The 16,507-nt window shown below is 67.4% G+C and carries 15 protein-coding genes; 6 read left to right on the top strand and 9 right to left on the bottom strand.

The window, feature by feature from the left end; genetic code table 11:
- Positions 1–3: 3 nt before the first annotated feature.
- On the bottom strand, positions 4–2,601 hold the full coding sequence (locus NKH51_RS15205) for a heavy metal translocating P-type ATPase (RefSeq protein WP_254762522.1): 2,598 nt from the start codon (positions 2,599–2,601) through the stop codon (positions 4–6).
- A gap of 84 nt (positions 2,602–2,685) precedes the next feature.
- Positions 2,686–3,273 (bottom strand): AsnC family transcriptional regulator, encoded by a 588-nt coding sequence (locus NKH51_RS15200; protein WP_254762521.1) that lies wholly within the window; start codon positions 3,271–3,273, stop codon positions 2,686–2,688.
- A 127-nt stretch (positions 3,274–3,400) separates the two neighbouring features.
- Between NKH51_RS15200 and NKH51_RS15195 the strand changes: the two genes are divergently transcribed.
- Complete coding sequence (locus tag NKH51_RS15195) at positions 3,401–3,598, top strand: CopZ family metallochaperone (protein ID WP_254762520.1); 198 nt, start codon at positions 3,401–3,403, stop codon at positions 3,596–3,598.
- Between the two features lie 60 nt (positions 3,599–3,658).
- Here the strand turns inward: NKH51_RS15195 and NKH51_RS15190 are convergent, their stop codons facing one another.
- Positions 3,659–5,047, bottom strand: a complete 1,389-nt coding sequence (locus NKH51_RS15190) for a permease (protein WP_254762519.1) — start codon at positions 5,045–5,047, stop codon at positions 3,659–3,661.
- Positions 5,048–5,439: 392 nt separating this feature from the next.
- On the opposite strand from NKH51_RS15190, the gene NKH51_RS15185 reads away from it, so the two are divergent.
- Both NKH51_RS15185 and NKH51_RS15180 read left to right on the top strand, forming a co-directional pair.
- Positions 5,440–5,808 (top strand): SHOCT domain-containing protein, encoded by a 369-nt coding sequence (locus NKH51_RS15185; RefSeq protein ID WP_254762518.1) that lies wholly within the window; start codon positions 5,440–5,442, stop codon positions 5,806–5,808.
- A complete protein-coding gene (locus NKH51_RS15180) occupies positions 5,805–6,491 on the top strand; it encodes a hypothetical protein (RefSeq protein ID WP_254762517.1) in 687 nt (228 codons plus the stop codon). Before NKH51_RS15185 ends, NKH51_RS15180 begins: the two co-directional genes overlap by 4 nt.
- 26 nt (positions 6,492–6,517) lie before the next feature.
- Here NKH51_RS15180 and NKH51_RS15175 read toward each other — a convergent pair whose 3' ends face one another.
- Complete coding sequence (locus NKH51_RS15175) at positions 6,518–8,902, bottom strand: heavy metal translocating P-type ATPase (protein WP_254762516.1); 2,385 nt, start codon at positions 8,900–8,902, stop codon at positions 6,518–6,520.
- A gap of 120 nt (positions 8,903–9,022) precedes the next feature.
- On the opposite strand from NKH51_RS15175, the gene hisG reads away from it, so the two are divergent.
- Positions 9,023–9,883 carry an ATP phosphoribosyltransferase gene (gene hisG / locus NKH51_RS15170; protein ID WP_254762515.1) on the top strand — a complete coding sequence of 287 codons (861 nt, stop codon included), beginning with the start codon at positions 9,023–9,025 and terminating at the stop codon, positions 9,881–9,883.
- A gap of 14 nt (positions 9,884–9,897) precedes the next feature.
- On the opposite strand, the gene NKH51_RS15165 is transcribed toward hisG, so the two are convergent.
- Both NKH51_RS15165 and NKH51_RS15160 read right to left on the bottom strand, forming a co-directional pair.
- Positions 9,898–10,317, bottom strand: a complete 420-nt coding sequence (locus NKH51_RS15165; RefSeq protein ID WP_254762514.1) for a DUF7344 domain-containing protein — start codon at positions 10,315–10,317, stop codon at positions 9,898–9,900.
- Between the two features lie 327 nt (positions 10,318–10,644).
- Positions 10,645–11,205 (bottom strand): TATA-box-binding protein, encoded by a 561-nt coding sequence (locus tag NKH51_RS15160; protein ID WP_006671604.1) that lies wholly within the window; start codon positions 11,203–11,205, stop codon positions 10,645–10,647.
- A 505-nt stretch (positions 11,206–11,710) separates the two neighbouring features.
- Here NKH51_RS15160 and NKH51_RS15155 point away from each other — a divergent pair.
- Positions 11,711–12,829 carry a THUMP domain-containing protein gene (locus NKH51_RS15155; RefSeq protein ID WP_254762513.1) on the top strand — a complete coding sequence of 373 codons (1,119 nt, stop codon included), beginning with the start codon at positions 11,711–11,713 and terminating at the stop codon, positions 12,827–12,829.
- 24 nt (positions 12,830–12,853) lie between these two features.
- Here the strand turns inward: NKH51_RS15155 and NKH51_RS15150 are convergent, their stop codons facing one another.
- Complete coding sequence (locus tag NKH51_RS15150; protein ID WP_254762512.1) at positions 12,854–13,291, bottom strand: acyl-CoA thioesterase; 438 nt, start codon at positions 13,289–13,291, stop codon at positions 12,854–12,856.
- A 98-nt stretch (positions 13,292–13,389) separates the two neighbouring features.
- Here NKH51_RS15150 and NKH51_RS15145 point away from each other — a divergent pair, with 98 nt between their 5' ends.
- A complete protein-coding gene (locus NKH51_RS15145; RefSeq protein WP_254762511.1) occupies positions 13,390–13,905 on the top strand; it encodes a DUF21 domain-containing protein in 516 nt (171 codons plus the stop codon).
- A 22-nt stretch (positions 13,906–13,927) separates the two neighbouring features.
- Here the strand turns inward: NKH51_RS15145 and NKH51_RS15140 are convergent, their stop codons facing one another.
- Together NKH51_RS15140 and NKH51_RS15135 are read right to left on the bottom strand one after the other, a co-directional pair.
- A complete protein-coding gene (locus NKH51_RS15140) occupies positions 13,928–14,932 on the bottom strand; it encodes an AAA family ATPase (protein WP_254762510.1) in 1,005 nt (334 codons plus the stop codon).
- Between the two features lie 126 nt (positions 14,933–15,058).
- Positions 15,059–16,192: a DUF7282 domain-containing protein gene (locus NKH51_RS15135; protein ID WP_254762509.1), complete on the bottom strand. Its 1,134-nt coding sequence runs from the start codon at positions 16,190–16,192 to the stop codon at positions 15,059–15,061.
- Between the last annotated feature and the right edge of the window lie 315 nt (positions 16,193–16,507).

The following is a 16,507-nucleotide window of genomic DNA, read 5'->3' as shown; positions in this document are numbered from 1 at the left end:
CGCTTATCGACGGAGCCGACCGAGCAGTCGGTAGTCCCGGTCGGGCGTGTACCGGCGGAACAGCAGGCTGTTCGAGAGGACCGAGACCGACGACAGCGCCATCGCGCCGGCCGCGAGGACGGGCTGGAGCAGCCCGAGCGAGGCCAGCGGGATCATCGCGGTGTTGTAGCCCAGCGCCCAGACGAGGTTCTGCTTGATCTTCTGGAGGGTGGCCTCGGAGATCCGAATCGCCTTCACCACGTCCAGCGGATCGTCGCGCATCAGCGTCACGTCCGCGGCTTCGATGGCCACGTCCGTCCCGGAGCCGATGGCCGTGCCGACGGAGGCGACCGCGAGCGCGGGCGCGTCGTTGACCCCGTCCCCGACCATCATCGCCTTGCGGCCAGACGACTGGATCTCCTCGACGGCGTCGGCCTTATCCTCCGGCAGGACGCCCGCGCGGACGTTCTCGGGGTCGATCCCCACGCGCTCGGCGACGGCGCGGGCCGTCCGCTCGTTGTCGCCCGTGATTAGCATCACGTCGAGGCCGCGCTCTCGGAGAGCGGCGACCGCGTCGGCCGAGCTCTCTTTGACCGTGTCGGCATCCGCGACCACGCCCGCGACCGCGCCGTCGACGGCCACCAGCATCGCGGTCTTGCCCTCGCGCTCGAGCCGTTCCATCGCCGACTCGGCGGGCGCGGGGTCGACGCCAGCGTCCTCGAGCAGCCGCCGGTTGCCGACCAGCACCTCGCGGTCGTCGACAGTCGCCCGAACGCCCTGGCCGGGGACGTTCTCGAACCCGTCGGGGTCGGTCGGCTCGAGGCCGCGTTCCTCGGCTCCCTCGACGATGGCCTGCGCGAGCGGGTGTTCGCTGTTGCGCTCGGCGCTGGCCGCGAGGCGAAGCACTTCGTTTTGGTCGAGGCCGGCTCGAGCCGCGAGCGCGCCACCGTCGGCGGCCGGTTCACCGCCGTCAGCGGCCGCCGTCTCACCGTCGCCCTCGAGCGCGACCACGTCGGTCAGCGTCATCTCGCCGGTCGTCAGCGTGCCGGTCTTGTCGAAGACGACGGTGTCGACGTCCTTCGCGCGCTCCAAGACGTCCCCGCCCTTGAACAGGACGCCGTTCTGAGCGCCCAGCGTGGAGCCGACCATCGTCGCCGCGGGCGTCGCCAGCCCCAGCGCACAGGGACAGGCGATCAGCACCGCGGAGGCGAAGACGACGACCGCGAACTCGAACGTCGAGAGCGCGGCCGGGCCGCCGCCGACCAGCCCCCACAGCGGGAGCGAGCCGACGAAGCCAGCGAGCGCTTTCGGGAAGAGAAACCAGACCAGCCCCCAGAAGATCGCGTTCAGAATGACCGCGGGGACGAAGTACGCCGAGATGCGGTCGGCGAGGTTCTGGATCTCCGGCTGGCGCGCCTGGGCTTCCTTGACCGTCCGGACGATCTGCTGGAGCGCCGTGTCTTTCCCGACCTTCGTCGCCTCGACGACGAGCACGCCGTTCTCGTTGACCGTCGAGCCGACGACTTCGTCGCCCGACTCTTTCTCGACCGGGACCGACTCGCCGGTCACCATCGACTCGTCGACCGCCGACTGGCCGTCGACGACGACGCCGTCGGTCGGCACCTTCTCGCCCGGCCGGACCTTCATCCGGTCGCCGACCGCGACCTCCTCGAGTGGAATCTCCGCTTCGTTCCCCTCGTCGTCGACCACAGTGGCCGTCTCGGCCTCCATCTCGAGCAGTTTCCGCAGTGCCTCGCCGGCCTGTCCCTTCGAGCGGGCCTCGAGGTAGTTGCCCAGCGTGATGAACACGAGGATCATCGCGGCGGTGTCGAAGTAGAGACTCCCCGCGAGCAGGTCAAGCAGGACGACGACGCTGTAGAAATACGCCGTCGACGAGCCCAGCGCGATCAGCACGTCCATGTTGGCCGACCGGTTCTTCGCGAGCGCCGTGTAGGAGTTCTCGAGGAACTCACGTCCCAGCAGGACGTAGACCGGCGTCGCGAGCAGGAATTCGACCCAGCCGAACGAGACGCCGAAGATCGTCTCCGGAACGTACGCGCCCTCGAGCAGGAACTTGTCGGCGAGGAAGAACAGGAACGGGGCCGACAGCACCGCGCCGAAGATCGTCAGTCGGCGCTGTTTGCGGATCTCCTCCCGTCGGGCCGCGTCGCGTCGCTCTCCCTCCGACTCGTCGCCGCCCTCGTCGCGGACGGGCGTGTACCCGGCCTCCTCGATGGCCTCGTAGAGCGCCGACAGCGAAGTGTTGGCCGGATTGTACTCGACGGCCGCCTCGTCGGTCGCGTAGTTCACGTCCGCGTCGATGACGCCGGGGGTGTCCTCGAGGGCCGACTCGTTGGTTTCAGCGCAGTTCGCACAGGACATGTCGGTGATGCCGATCGAACGCTTCTCGCGGTCGGCCTCGTAGCCGGCGTCCTCGATCGCGGCGTAAATATCGGCGAGCGATACCGCCTCGGGGTCGTACTCGACGGTCCCCTCGTCTGTGGCGAAGTTGACGGTGGCCTCGCGCACGCCGTCGAGGGATTCTAGGGCATCGGTGATCGTCTGCGAACAGTTCGCACAACTCATGCCCCGGATGTCGAGGTGTGCAGTCCTGACACTCATTACCGAGTTCTAGGGGATCCGGCTTTACCGGCTTTACTGACCAGAATCCAAAGCCGATCGGCAGTGGAACTTAGAAATGAAAGGTCAGGCACCCTCCTCGAGTCGCTCGTATCGGGTTTCGAACCGGCTCGAGCAGGAGGGACAGCAGAAGTGGTACACCTCGCCGTCGATGCGGGTCGACTCGCCCTCGCTGTCGACGGTGTTGCCACACTCCGCGCAGGTGAGCGCGAAGGAGGTGCCGTCGAGCGACGGCGTCCACTCGGCGTCGTCAAGCAGCGTCACCGCGTAATCGACGCCGTCAGCGGGAAAGATTCCGTCGAGCCACTCGCGGACCCGCTGGACCTGTGCACGCGCGTAAAACCAGAGTTCGCCGTCGGCGGTGACGAACACGTGCTCGACGGCGTCGGCGTCCGCGACCGCCGCCCTGCAGTCGTCGACGGCGCGCTGTGGAACGGTCGCCCGCACGAACACCGGAATTCCCGCGCGGAGCTGTGACTGATCCACGTCGACGGTGAAGCCCTCGATGACCCCCGCTTCCTCGAGGCGGTCGACTCGGTCCGAGACGGCCGGCCCGGAGAGGCCGACGTGCTGGGCGATCTCGCTGTAAGGCCGACGGGCGTCCTCGCCCAGCAGCCGCAGAATTTCCATATCGGTCTCGTCGAGGTCGCGCATACCAGGTCGTTCGGGCTCGGGAACAAAGAGAGTAGCGCCGACCGCTTTCGATGAGAAAGCGAGAACGGATTCAGGCTTCGGATCAGAAGGAGCAACGTACAAAGAGCACCAGTCCATACGCGTATCTATGAGTCAGACGATCACCGTCGAAGGCATGTCCTGCGAACACTGCGAACAGACCGTCGAAGAAGCGCTCGAGGGCGTCGACGGCGTCGAGACGGTAAACGTCGACCGCGACGCGGAGCGAGCGACCGTCGAGGGCGACGCGGAGACGACGGCCCTCGTCGAAGCGGTCGACGAGGCCGGCTACGAGGCGTCGGCGTAATCGAAGCCCCTTTTCCAGCGTTCGAACCGGGTCGAGAGCCGACAGAGCGGACCGCAGCGGTTAATGGTGCTCGTGATCTCCGGCCTCTGAAACGCGCGGCGATGCCGATGCGAATTCGGCGGGCGACGCTTCGAACGCCCGCTCGCAGGCGGTCGAGCAGAAATAGTAGGTGTCGCCGTCGTGGGTCGCAGACGGACCGTCGTCGTCCGTTCGCATCCCGCAGACCGGATCGCGGTACCGGCCGGGTGCGCCCAGCCCGCGACGGTACACGTACAGCAGAAAGCCCGAGAACGCGACCGCGACGAGGTTCAGGTAGAACGTGTAGTTCAGTTCGAAATACGTCCGCTCGGTCGCCGTCTCGCCGCCGGCCAAGTTCGGAACGATGCCGAGCGCGTCGAAGAGCAGTTCCATGAGAAAGCCGGTGAAGGCCATCGTCACGAAGAAGACGGCGAGGATATAGAGCATGACCTTCCAGCCGTAGTACTTCCGGTAGACGTTCAACACCGGGATCGTGATGAGATCGGCGTAAACGAAGGCGATGACGCCGGCGAAGCTGATCCCACCGCCCCAGAGGGCGACCGCGAACGGGACGTTTCCCATGCTCCCGACGAAGCTGATAACGGCGATCGCGACGCCCATGATCGCGTTTTCGGCGGTCACGAGGATCCCGTCACCCTGAATGAACAGCGCGTTCCAGACCCGCTGCGGGACGAACACGATGACGAACCCCGAGACGAGAAAGCCCGCGACGACGTCCTTCCAGATCATCGACCACTCCTTTCGGTACTGGTTCCCGATCTTGTACCAGCCGCCCCACGACCGGAGTTCGTCGTGCCACGCACCGCCGCTCGCCGCCCGCTGGCGATAGGTCTCGAGACACCCCTCCGAACAGAACGTCAGCGTCTCGCCGCCGTCGGTCACGATGGCGTGTTCGTCCGTCCCCTCCATCCCACAGGTCGGATCCGTCATCCCGCCGTGACCGTGCCGGTCGAGTTCCGCGCGAACGTCGTCGAACAGCGCTTCCGGGAGCGTGAATCGGACGATGAGCGCCATCACGGCGATCAGAACGAGTCCGCCGAGGAGTTCCGCGACGAGGAACTCCCAGCCGAGCAGAATCAGGATCATCAGCCCGAGTTCGACGATGAGGTTCGTCGACGCGAACATGAACGCGAGGAAATTCACCGCGTGTGCGCCCTTCGCGAAGAGGCCCCGTCCGATGGCGACGGCACCGAAGCTACAGCCGCTGCTCGCCGCGCCGAACGCCGTCGCCTTCGCGAGGCTCGAGAGGGAACTCTCCCCGAGAACCCGCGCCATTCGCTCCTTCGAGACGTATACCTGCACGAGGCTCGTGATGGTCAGTCCCATGATGATCGCCCACGCCGCCGTCCAGAGAAACCCGAAGCCGATCCGGAGCGACTCGAGAACCCCCTCAATGAGTGTCGCCTCCATACGTCCTCTATCGGAGGAATCGGCTATTGCGGTTGCCCTTCGGATCCACTGGATTTTCAGCCGACAGAAGTAGCGTTCGAAAGTGAACGGGGCTGTGAAACTAAGATCGCGGTGTGTATCGGTACCGGATGCAGTGACGGCACCTCGGCCAGAGGCCGCTCGGAACGGTCTTCGAGCGGAGAGGATCGCGTCGAGATCGGTATCGAGCGAGTTGTTGCCGACCGGAGCGTGGCCTCGGCAAGTCCGCGTTCGAACTCGGTCGTCGAGTCGCTCGGAGCTGTGTTCATCAAAGGAGAACTGTGCGGAGACATTGGATTCGAAGGGAGAATCGCATTGAATACGGAGACCGTACTTTTAGCTGGAGACGGACGACCCGTCACCGGTGAGCACTCATGACAACAGATACACGCGACACCCGACTCGCCACGGCCGTCCTCATCGCCATCGGCGCTCTCATCGTACTCCCGATGATGTTCATGGGATTCGGAATGATGGGCTTCGGCCCGATGATGGGCGGCACGTGGGGACACGGAATGTGGGGAAGCGGAACCGGGGCCGGTTGGATGGCGCTCGTCGCCCTCGTCATGCAGTTAGCGTTCCTCGTCGCGATCGTCGGCGGCGGCTACCTCCTTTACCGCGCGATCAGCGGCTCGGACGGAGACGACCGGGCACTCGAGGAACTGCGCGTCGCGTACGCCCGCGGCGAACTGAGCGAGGAGGAGTACGAGACACGCCGGAACGCCCTCGAGCGCGACCGATGACGCCGCGTCGGTCCGGCGCGTCTCGAGCGACAGTCGGCGAGCCCGCATCGGGCCCCGCTTCCGACAGACCCGCGTTCCCGCGGTGGCTCGATCGGTACGCGACCAACGGGATCTACGGGCTCGGGGTCGGAACGGTACTCTGTCTCGCGGCGCTGTTCACGAATCCGGTCCCCGATCCGTCGTTCCCGTGGGCGACGCTCCCGCCGGCGCTCCGGCTCCCGATCCAACAGCCGCGGATCGAGCACTGGCCGGTGACGTACACGATCGGCATCTGGCTCTGGGTCGCCGGCTTCCCGGCGCTGTTTCTCGCGGGCTACCGCCGGTGGGGCTCGAGCGACCGACGCAGTGTCGCGCTGTGGCTCGCCGGGCTCCCGTCGCTCGCGATGCTCGGCTGGACGACCTACTGTCGGTTCCTCTGGCCGAAACTGCAGCCGCCGACGTGGAACGCGCCCTCCTACACCCTCGTCTGCTGGCTGTACTGTTCCTCGTACGACCCGATCTGGAGCAACGCCGCGTACGGCGTCGCCGCGCTGGGCGTCGGCGCGACGCTGCTCGCGATCCGTCGCGGGCGTTTGCGGGCAGCGACCGCGCTTCTCGGCGTGTTCGGCGTGCTGGCGTTCCCGCTCGGTCTCCCGGCGGGATACGCGGCGCTCCGACGCGCTCGAGCGCCGGACGGCGGCTGACTCCCCCGGTCCGAGACGGTCGGAGCTCAGTCTGCGGGCCGCGCCTCCCCCGGTGCGGAGCCCCCCGGCAGACTCGGTACGGAAAGGTCGACGCGCCGGAGGAACTGCGCGTTGATCGCGACGATCACCGTGCTGAGCGACATGAGCAAAGCGCCGACCGCCGGCGAGAGGAGAACGCCGATCGGCGCGAGGATCCCGGCCGCCAGCGGGAGCGCGAAGACGTTGTAGCCCGCGGCCCAGACGAGGTTCTGTTGCATCTTCCGGTAGCTCGCCCGGCTCAGTTTCACGAGCCGGACCACGTCCATCGGGTTGTTCTGGACCAGGATGATGTCCGCCGACTGGACGGCGACATCCGTCCCGCTCCCGATCGCGATCCCGATGTCGGCTCTGGTGAGCGCCGGCGCGTCGTTGACCCCGTCGCCGACCATCGCGACCGATTTCCCCTGCTCCTGTAGCTCCGTAATCTTCGCGTCCTTGTCCTCGGGCAGCACCTCGGCGAAGACCGTGTCGATCCCGAGATCGGCCGCGACCGCGCGGGCCACGTCCTCGGAGTCGCCGGTCAACATCGCCACCTCGAGCCCGAGCTCGTGGAGCGCGTCGACCACGCGGTAGCTCTCCTCGCGGATCACGTCCGCGAGCGCGAACGCGGCGACCGGTTCGCCGCTCGTTCGGTCCGAGGGCTCGCTACGCTCGCCCTCGCGAACGAGATACACGACCGTCCGCGCGTTCTCGCCGGCTCGCTCTGCGAACCGTTCGAGCGCCCCCGGCACGTCGCCCTCGAGTTCCGCAAGCAGGTTCGGCCCGCCGACGTAAACGCGCTCGCCGTCTCGCGGCTCGTCGCCGCCAGACAGCCCGGCGGCGCGAAGCGCCGTCCCGTCGACCGTCGCACGAACGCCCCTCCCTTTCAGCGCCTCGAAGTCGGTGGCCGAACCCGTCTCGAGGCCGCGTTCGTCGGCCGCCTCGCGGATCGCCCGGGCGATCATGTGCTCCGAGTCGCCCTCGACGGTCGCGGCGAGCGCGAGGGCCTCGTCCTCTGAGACGCCGTCGACGGTCGCGACATCGACGACGCCCTGCTCGCCCTCGGTGAGCGTCCCGGTCTTGTCGAAGACAACGGTGTCGAGGGTCCGGGCTTCCTCCATGGCGATCCGGTCGCGGACGAGCATCCCGTTGCGCGCGGCCAGCGAGGTGTTGATCGCGACGACCAGCGGGATCGCCAGCCCGAGCGCGTGCGGGCAGGCGATGACCAGGACGGTGACGACCCGCTCGATCACCGCCGCGTCGAAGCCCGTCGCGATCGTCCACGCGATCGCCGTGATGACGGCCGCGCCGAGCGCGACGTAGAACAGCCAGCCCGCGGCGCGGTCGGCCAGCGCCTGCGTTTTCGACTCGCTCGACTGGGCCTCCTCGACCAGCCGCATGATGCCGGCCAGCGTCGTCTCCTCGCCCGTCGCGCTGATCCGCACCCGGAGGCTGCCGTCGCCGTTGACCGTGCCGCCGATCACCTCGTCGCCCGGCTCCTTCGAGACCGCCGTCGACTCGCCGGTGATCATCGACTCGTTGACCGCCGAGTCGCCCTCCTCGACGACGCCGTCCGCGGGCACGCTCGCGCCGGGCCGAACGAGCACGAGGTCCCCCTCCTCGAGGTCGGTCGCCGGAACCTCCTCGGTTTCGCCGCCCTCGGCGATCCGCTCGGCGGTGTCGGGCATCAGCTTTGCCAGTTCGTCCAACGCGCTCGAGGCCCGCCGGACGGAGCGCATCTCGATCCAGTGGCCCAGCAGCATGATGTCGATCAGCGTGACGAGCTCCCAGAAGAACGCCGCCTCCGTGGGGACGACGACGCTCGCGAGGCTGTAGACGAACGCGACGGTGATCGCCATCGAGATGAGCGTCATCATCCCCGGCGCGCGCTCGCGCAGTTCGGGGACGGCCATCTCGAGGAAGGGGACCCCGCCGTAGGCGAAGACGATCACCGCGAAGACGGGGGTGAGCCAGTCGCTGCCGGGGAACGCGGGGACCGAGAAGCCGAGCCACGCCTGAAGCGTCTCGCTGTACAACAGGACGGGGATCGAGAGCAGCGTCGAGACGAAAAAGCGCCGCCGGAACATCGCCTCGTGGCCCTCGTGCATTCCGCCGCCGTGATCGTCGTGACCGTCGCCACGACCGTCGTGATCGCGGCCGCCAGCGCCGTGTGTCCCCTCGTCGCCGTGACCGCTCCCGCGGTCGTCGCCGTGCTCGTGTCCGACGTGGTCCCCGTGTTCCTGCCGGTCTCGAATCGCCGCTCGTCCCCGCTCGGCGTCGTCGACCTCGTCCTCAAGCAGCGACTCCTCGACCCGGTCCGACCGCTCGCCGTCGTCGCGGTCGATATCCGTCGAGTCCTCGCCGGCCTCGGATCGGTGGTCGCGGTCGTCCATCGCGACCGAATACGCGCTCGAGAACCAAGGAAACACGGGCCGGCGATCGCCGAAACGGGCCGAGGCGGACACTCGCCCGGATGAAAAGACAATTCCTTGCTGCCGCCCAAACCCCGCTATATGCGAATCGCCGTTCCCAACAAGGGCCGCCTGCACGAGCCGACGATCGACCTCTTAGAGCGGGCGGGGCTCCACCTCGAGAACGGTGCCGACCGCAAACTCTACGCCGACACCGTCGACCCCGACGTGACCGTGCTGTTCGCCCGCGCGGCCGACATCCCGGAGTACGTCGCCGACGGCGCGGCCGACCTCGGCATCACCGGCTTCGATCAGGTCTGCGAGGCCCGCGTCGACAACGTCTCCGAACTGCTCGACCTCGAGTTCGGGCGCTGCCGGCTGGTTCTCGCCGCGCCCGAGGACGGCGACATCGAGTCCGTCGACGATCTGGCGGGCAAGATCGTCGCCACCGAGTTCCCGAACATCACCGAGGACTTCTTCGCCGACACCGGCGTCGAGCCCGATATCGTCGAGGTGTCGGGTGCGACGGAGCTGACCCCCCACGTCGAGATGGCCGACGCCATCGTCGACATCACCAGCACCGGCACGACGCTCAAGATGAACCGGCTGGCCATCGTCGAGGAGGTGCTCGCCAGTTCCGTCCGGCTGTTCGGCCGCGACGACGTGCTCGCGGAGCCGAAAGTCGAAGAAGTTCGAACGGCGCTGTCCTCGGTCAAACACGCCGAAGGGAAACGCTACCTGATGATGAACGTGCCACAGGAGCGACTCGAGGACGTCCGCGACGTCATTCCGGGGCTGGGCGGACCGACGATCATGGATATCGCCGACGAGAACGACGACGAGGCGAAGGTGGCGGTCCATGCGGTCGTCGACGAGAGCGACGTCTTCGAGACGATCACCGAGGTCAAAAAGGCCGGCGCGAGCGATATTTTGGTAACCGAAATCGAGCGACTCGTCGAATAGCTACGGGCGGTCTCTCACTCCAGTCGGGCCGTGATCGGCCGCTCGAGCGACTCGATCTCGAGTTCGGCGTCGAACGCGGCGAGGTTCGCCGCCGGCCCGACGAGGCTTCGCACTCGGTCGTAACTCACGATGTCGTGGTCCGCGAGCAGCGGGAGGTGGGTCCGGCACAGAGAGACGTGGATCCGCTGGCGGAGCTGGTGGATCGTCGTCTCGAGGGTCGCGTCGTGTTCGGCGTCGGCGAGGCGGCCGACCAGCGTCCGCACCGCGATCGGACCGTCCGCGGCGAGGACACAGCGGAGCACCTCGCGCCGGCGATCGCTGTCCAGCACGCGGGAGACCGTCTCCTGCGGGAGTGACCGACGACCGAGCGCGTCGTCGCGTCCGGGGAACAGCGGGGCGGAAGCGGCCGTCGTTCGGTCTGGATGGATCGTCATGGGAACGTGAGAGTCGGGGATGCGAGGCCGAATAAACGGGGTCAGTCGTTCGGACGAATCAGTGCCGATTCAGCCGGTTGGGCCGCGTTCCGGCGGAATTGAACGGTCGACAAGCCGGCCCAAGCGACGCGAACGGTTCGCTCGGCGGCCGGTAAGCACTGATTGACTCTCGAGTAGGGACGGACGAACGGCAATCGGGTCGAATCGATCGCGACTGGCTGCGACTGACCCGTGAGAACGATCGCGTCGGCGGTCACGATCGGATCGAGCGCCGGAGCGCGAGCCGGTGGCGTCGGCGGTCGCTCGAGCGGCGAACCGGCGACGGCGTTACTCGAGCAGGCCCAGATCCTCGAGCCGGGAGACGATCTTGTCGACGGCGTGTTCGGCGTCTTCGGGCTTCTTGCCGCCGGTGATGACGAGCTTCCCGGAGCCGAACAACAGGGCCACCACTTCGGGCTCGTCGAGGCGGTAGACGAGACCGGGGAACTGCTCGGGCTCGTACTCGATGTTCTCCAGGCCCAGCCCGATCGCGATCGCGTTCAGGTTGAGGTTGCGGCCGAGGTCGGCCGAGGTGACGATGTTCTGGACGACGATCTCGGGGTCCTCGTTGACCTGAATCTGGAGCTCGCGGAGCTTGTCGAAGACGATGCGCAGGCTCTCGTGGACATCGTCGGTGCTCTTCGCGCCGGTACAGACGATCTTCCCCGAGCGGAAGATCAGGGCGGCGGACTTGGGATTCTGGGTTCGGTAGACGAGACCGGGGAACTGCTCGGGGTCGTAGTCGGCCCCCTCGAGGTCCATCGCGACACTCTGGAGGTCGAGTTCTTGCCCGATACCGGTCGACGCCACCACGTTTTCGATGTTGATGGTGTCCTTCGGATCCGTCATTAGTCGCTTAAAAGGACGTATTTAAGATTTATAAAGGTTGGTACCGCCACCTGATATATCCGGTATATACGGCGGGGCCGAGCCGCGAACATTGCCGGTTTCCGGTTGCTTGCATGCGCAACGGTGGGGTCTCGCCCCGGGACTACCGATCGATTGCGGTGGCGCACGCTGAGCGCCAGTGAGCGACCAGCGAACTGGCGGTCGACGGCGTGGGAGGTCTTCGCGAATAGTGCGGGACCGGAGGTCCCGTATACCATGCAAACGGGCAGTGCGCGGCACAATGCGCCGCGACTGTCGGGACGGTTTCACCGTCTCGCAGCGCCCGTGAAGAGAAATCGGTTGGGGAGGCCGTGGCAATTCCCCGTCGCCACGCTAGCAGGACGCTCGCTTCCGACGACACCGGTCTCAAATCCGCAGTCGACGAAGTGAGGCGACTGGCCAGTCGTCCCGCAACTGATTCCCGAAAAACGGCAGCCTCATACCCGAGGCCCCGTCACCATCGATCGTGTACCTGCTCGAGTTAGGCGGCGAGGACGACGCGTTCGCGGCCCGCGAAGCTGAGAGCGCCGCCAGCGGCGTCGAACGGATCGCCCCCGGCCTCGCCGTCGCGAACGCCGTCAGCCCCGAGCGCGTCCGCGGGCTCGTCTACACCCACCGCGCCAGCGACCTGCTGGGCCGGGGCGACGCCGACCTCGCGAGCGCCCGCGCCGTCCTCGAGGCCGCCTCGATCGACCGCGAGGGGTCGGTTGCCGTGCGCGCGACCGACGTCCAGGGCTCGAGTGGCGTGAGTACCGGGCAAGCGGAACGCGAACTCGGGCAAATTCTGGTCGATCGGGGCTTTTCGGTGGATCTCGAGGAACCCGACCACGTCCTGCGGGTCGCGTTTTCGGAGGGGCGACTCGAGGCCAGCGGGGGTGACGTGCTCGAGCGACCTGCGGACGACGACCCGCTCGAGCGCACAGACGATGACGATGGCGACGAGCCGGTGGGCGAACATGTCTCCGTCTGCGCGCTCGGCTGGCTCGCGGCCGAGAGCGTCCGGGACTTCGGGAGCCGCGCGCCGACGGACAAACCCTTCTTCCAGCCCGGGAGCATGGACCCGCTGCTCGCCCGCGCCGTCGCGAACGTCGCCGGCGCGCGGCCGGGCACGACGATCTTGGACCCGATGTGTGGCACCGGCGGCGTCCTCGTCGAGGCCGGTCTCGTCGGCGCGGACGTGGTCGGCACCGACGCGCAGGCGAAGATGGCAGCCGGAGCGCGGACGAATCTGCGGCACTTCCTCGAGCGAGACGCGCCCTCGCCGACCGGCGTTTCACGGGGGACCTGGCACGTCGGCCGGGGTGACGGGACCCGACTGCCCATCGCCGACGACGCGGTCGACGGCGTCGTCTTCGACGCGCCCTACGGTCGCCAGTCGAAGATCGACACCCATCGGCTCGAGGACCTCGTCGCGGGCGCGCTCTCCGAGGCTCACCGGGTCGCACCGCGGGCCGTGGTGATCTCCGATCGCTCGTGGGCCGAGGAGGCGCGGGCCGCGGGCTGGGAACTCGAGTCGGCGTTCGAGCGCCGGGTCCACCGGTCGTTGACGCGGTACGTGCTGGTCCTCGAGCGGCGGTCCCCGTGATTGCTGCGAATCGAGGCGGACGGGTCAGCGATCGGTCTCGAGCACGCGGTTCCGGAGCCGGCTCTCTTCCTCGGTCTCGATCGACAGGTCGGGGACGGGGACTTTCTCGCCGTTCGCGTCGATCGCGACGAACGTGAACGTCGACTCGGTCGTCTTCTCGGTCTCGCCGGATCGGGGCTCTTCGCGCCAGGCGCGCAGCGCGACGTGAACGCTCGTCCGGCCGGCGTCGTAGACGTACGCCTCGATCAGCGCCGTGTCGCCGATGCCGATCGGCCGCTCGAAGTCGAGTTCGTTCACGCGTGCAGTGACACAGCCCTCGCCAGCGAAGCGCATCGCCGACATCGAACCCACCTCGTCGAGCCACTTCATGAGATTGCCGCCGTGGAGCGTGTCGTTGTTGTTCGCGTGGTGTGGCTGGACACGGAATCGGTTCCGAATGCGGGTCTCGTGAAGTGTCGGCATACTCGCCGTTCGTCTGGCGTGCGGATAACGGTCCGCGAGGTGCCCATATTGACCGGTGAATCCCACGACTTCTTCACCGTGGTCTCGAAACCGGCGGCATGGTCGATTTCACGCTGGCGTGGTTCGGGCTCGGTGCCACCGTCGTCTTGCTGTGCTGTAGCGCGTTCTTCTCGAGCGCGGAGACCGCGATCTTCACACTCCCGATCGAGTGGGTCGACGAGCGCGCAGCCACCGACGATCCGAACGCGAGCACGCTCAAGGCGTTACGAGACGACCCGCATCGGTTGCTGGTGACGGTGCTCGTCGGCAACAACGTCGTCAACGTCGCGCTCTCGAGTATCGTAACCCTCGTCTTCGTCACCTACCTCCCTGCGGGCGTGGCCGTGACCGCGGCGACCGTTGTCGTCAGCGTCGTCGTGCTGATCTTCGGCGAGATCGTTCCCAAGTCCTACGGACTGGGCAACGCCGAGCGGTGGGCGGTCACAGTCGCGCGGCCGATCTCGCTGGTCGAGCGCGCGCTGTCGCCGCTGGTGAGCGTCTTCGATATCGTGACACAGTGGCTCACCGATCTGATCGGCGGGGACGCCGACCTCGAGCAGCCGTACGTCGACTGAGGAAGGGGCAATCACGCGGCCCTCAGGTGTCCCGGCCCAGCTCCGCCAGTAAATGTGAAACGTGAATCCGGTCGCTCGTCCCCTCGTGCATCTCGAACTCCACGTCGGCGGTCAGCCGGTGGAGTCGCGCGAGCCGCTGGCCCTGATAGCGCTTGCGTCCGATTCGGAGGATCGCCTCGAGCACCTCGCCCCCGTCGAGTCCCTCGTCGACGAGCAGGTCGTCCAGCGTCGATCGGGCGTCGGTAAAGTCGCCGGCTTCGGCGTCGTCCAGCATGGACTCGATCTCGTCGTCGACGCCGACCTCACCGATCGTCTCGTAGGCGGCGCTCATCGTCAGTTCACCGGCGTCTTCGACGGTCGTCTGGGCAGCAAGAATCGCCTGACGGAGGTTGCCGTTGGCGTAGCCCGCGACGAACTCGAGGCCGTCGGCGTCGTAGTCGACCCCTTCTTCCGTGACGATGCGCTCTAAGACGGTCACGATCTCCTCGCTCGATGGCGAGCGAAGCGAGACGGGGAAACACCGCGAGCGGATCGGCGGAATGAGCTTGGTCGGCTGGCGCGTCGCGATGATAAACTGGGTCGTCCGGTGGTGTTGCTCCATGATCCGGCGTAGCGCCTGCTGGAAGTCCTCGCGGACGTCCTCGGCGTTGTCGAGCAAGATCGTGGTGTAGCCGCCCGAGACGGGCGCGTAGCCCGCCGACTCCTTGAGGACGTGGTTGATCATGTCCCGTTTGGACAGCGACGAGCGGCCGACGAGGAAGTGCTCGAACCGCGGGTCGTTCTTGATCTCGGTTTTCGTCCGGGCGAAGAAGTCCGCGACGTTGATCTCGACGAAGTCGTTGTCCGGGTCGTCGTGTGCTTTGCGAGCGAGTGCGCGCGCTGCGGCCGTCTTCCCGCTTCCAGGCGGCCCCTGCAGGAGGAGGTTGATCGGCTCCTCGACGGCTCGCTGTAAGTACTCGCGGGCGTCGTCCTGTGGCAACTCGGCCAGCTCCGGGGCGTGGGTGTCGGTCCACAGCGGCGCGTCCATCGCCGGCAGGTAGGGACGGCGCGGGTAAGAATCGGTCGATTGTTCGGCGATCGGAGCACGCCGAGCGGGCATGGACGTGCGGGGAGCCGACGAGTCGCCGATCGGATCGGCGCTGCCGACAGTCGACTAGCCGCCCGAGTCGGCACCACCGCCGCTCGAGCCGGCGTCGCTGTCCGATTCGTCGCCGGTCACCTCCGCCAGCGTGAACGTCGTCCGGACGGGGGCGCCCTCGAACGTGATCGGCGACGCCGCGCTCGCGTTAGCCGGGGTGCCCGCATAGAGGGTCGCCGTCAGCTCCTCGTCCTGGCCGATCTCCGCGTCGCCGGCCAGTTCGACGGTGACGTTCTCGTGTTCGCCGGGCGCGAGCTCGTCGCTGGTGCCCACGATCGTCCCGTTGCGCTCGACGGCGACGAACCCGCGCTCGGGAATCGCCGCGGAAACGGTCACGCTCTCGTTGCTCGCGTCGGCGACCGCGACGCTCGGCTCGGTGTGGAACTCGAGGTCGATCCCGGTGACCGCACCGCCGTCCTCGGTGTAGACGCCGATCGTCCGATCGCCCGGCGGCGCGCCCCGCGTCTCCGTCTCGAGGGTCACGTTCCGGGCCTCGCCGCCCTCGAGGTCCAGCACCTGCCGTTCGTAGACGACCCCGTCGATGCGAACCTCGACGGGCTGTTCGGCCCGGTACTCGGTCGGGTTGCGGATCCGAGCGCTCACCTCGATCGTCTCGTTGGTCGTCGCCGACGCGGGCGCGTCGATCGAGTCGACGAGGAACGAGTCGCCGAGCGCGTTCTCGTCGGTCGAGGTCACCGTCGCGGTCGCGCTGACCGGGAACCCGTCCTCGAGGTACGGCTGATCTTCGTCCCCGTTCGTCTCCGCGTACGCGTAGCCGTCCTCGTCGGACGTATCCTGATGAACCGTCGCCGTCAACGAGCCGACGAGTTCGCGCGTCGCGTCGTCCTCGCGTTCGACGGTGACGTTCTCGTGGGTCCCCGCCTCGAGACGCTCCGAAACGGCGAGCGGATCGTCGCCGCCGTCGGTGACGACGACGTAGCCGCCATCGGAGAGCGTGACCTCCCGAATCGTGACGGCGGTGCCGTTGCCCTGTTGGTCTTCGAACGTGATCGAGGCCTGTGGGTCTTCCTCGACGCCGAAGATAGCGGGTGCCTGACCGACGACGATGCCGGCGGCGACGACGATCGCGACCGCCAGCAGGATCGCACCGGCCCGCTTGACCGTGCCGAACGTCAGTCTCGAACTCATTGGGGTGTCGTCGTCATCGCGTTCGGACTCGACGGACGTAAAACGCGCAGTCCGTTCGCAGGGCATCGAATCGGTTCACGACAGTTCGCACGAATAGTCACTGATTACCACTGTTCACGAACGCGATCCGTCGGCCGACCCTGACGGACAGGGCTCCGGACCGAACGGAGCGCTGACCGGTACGCGCCTCTAGACGGATCGGTTGGCACCCACTACCACACACACGGGCTCGGCGGCGCTCGAGACGACCGACCGGCCTACCGAGCGTTCGACTCGAGCGATCCGAAGGCGGTTTAGCCACGGCCCGCCGAAGAT

Source organism: Natrinema marinum (assembly GCF_024296685.1).
In the GTDB taxonomy this organism is placed as follows: Archaea; Halobacteriota; Halobacteria; order Halobacteriales; family Natrialbaceae; genus Natrinema; species Natrinema marinum.
The sequence above is the reverse complement of the archived record's forward strand: the minus strand, read 5'-3'. Positions and strand labels throughout refer to the sequence as shown.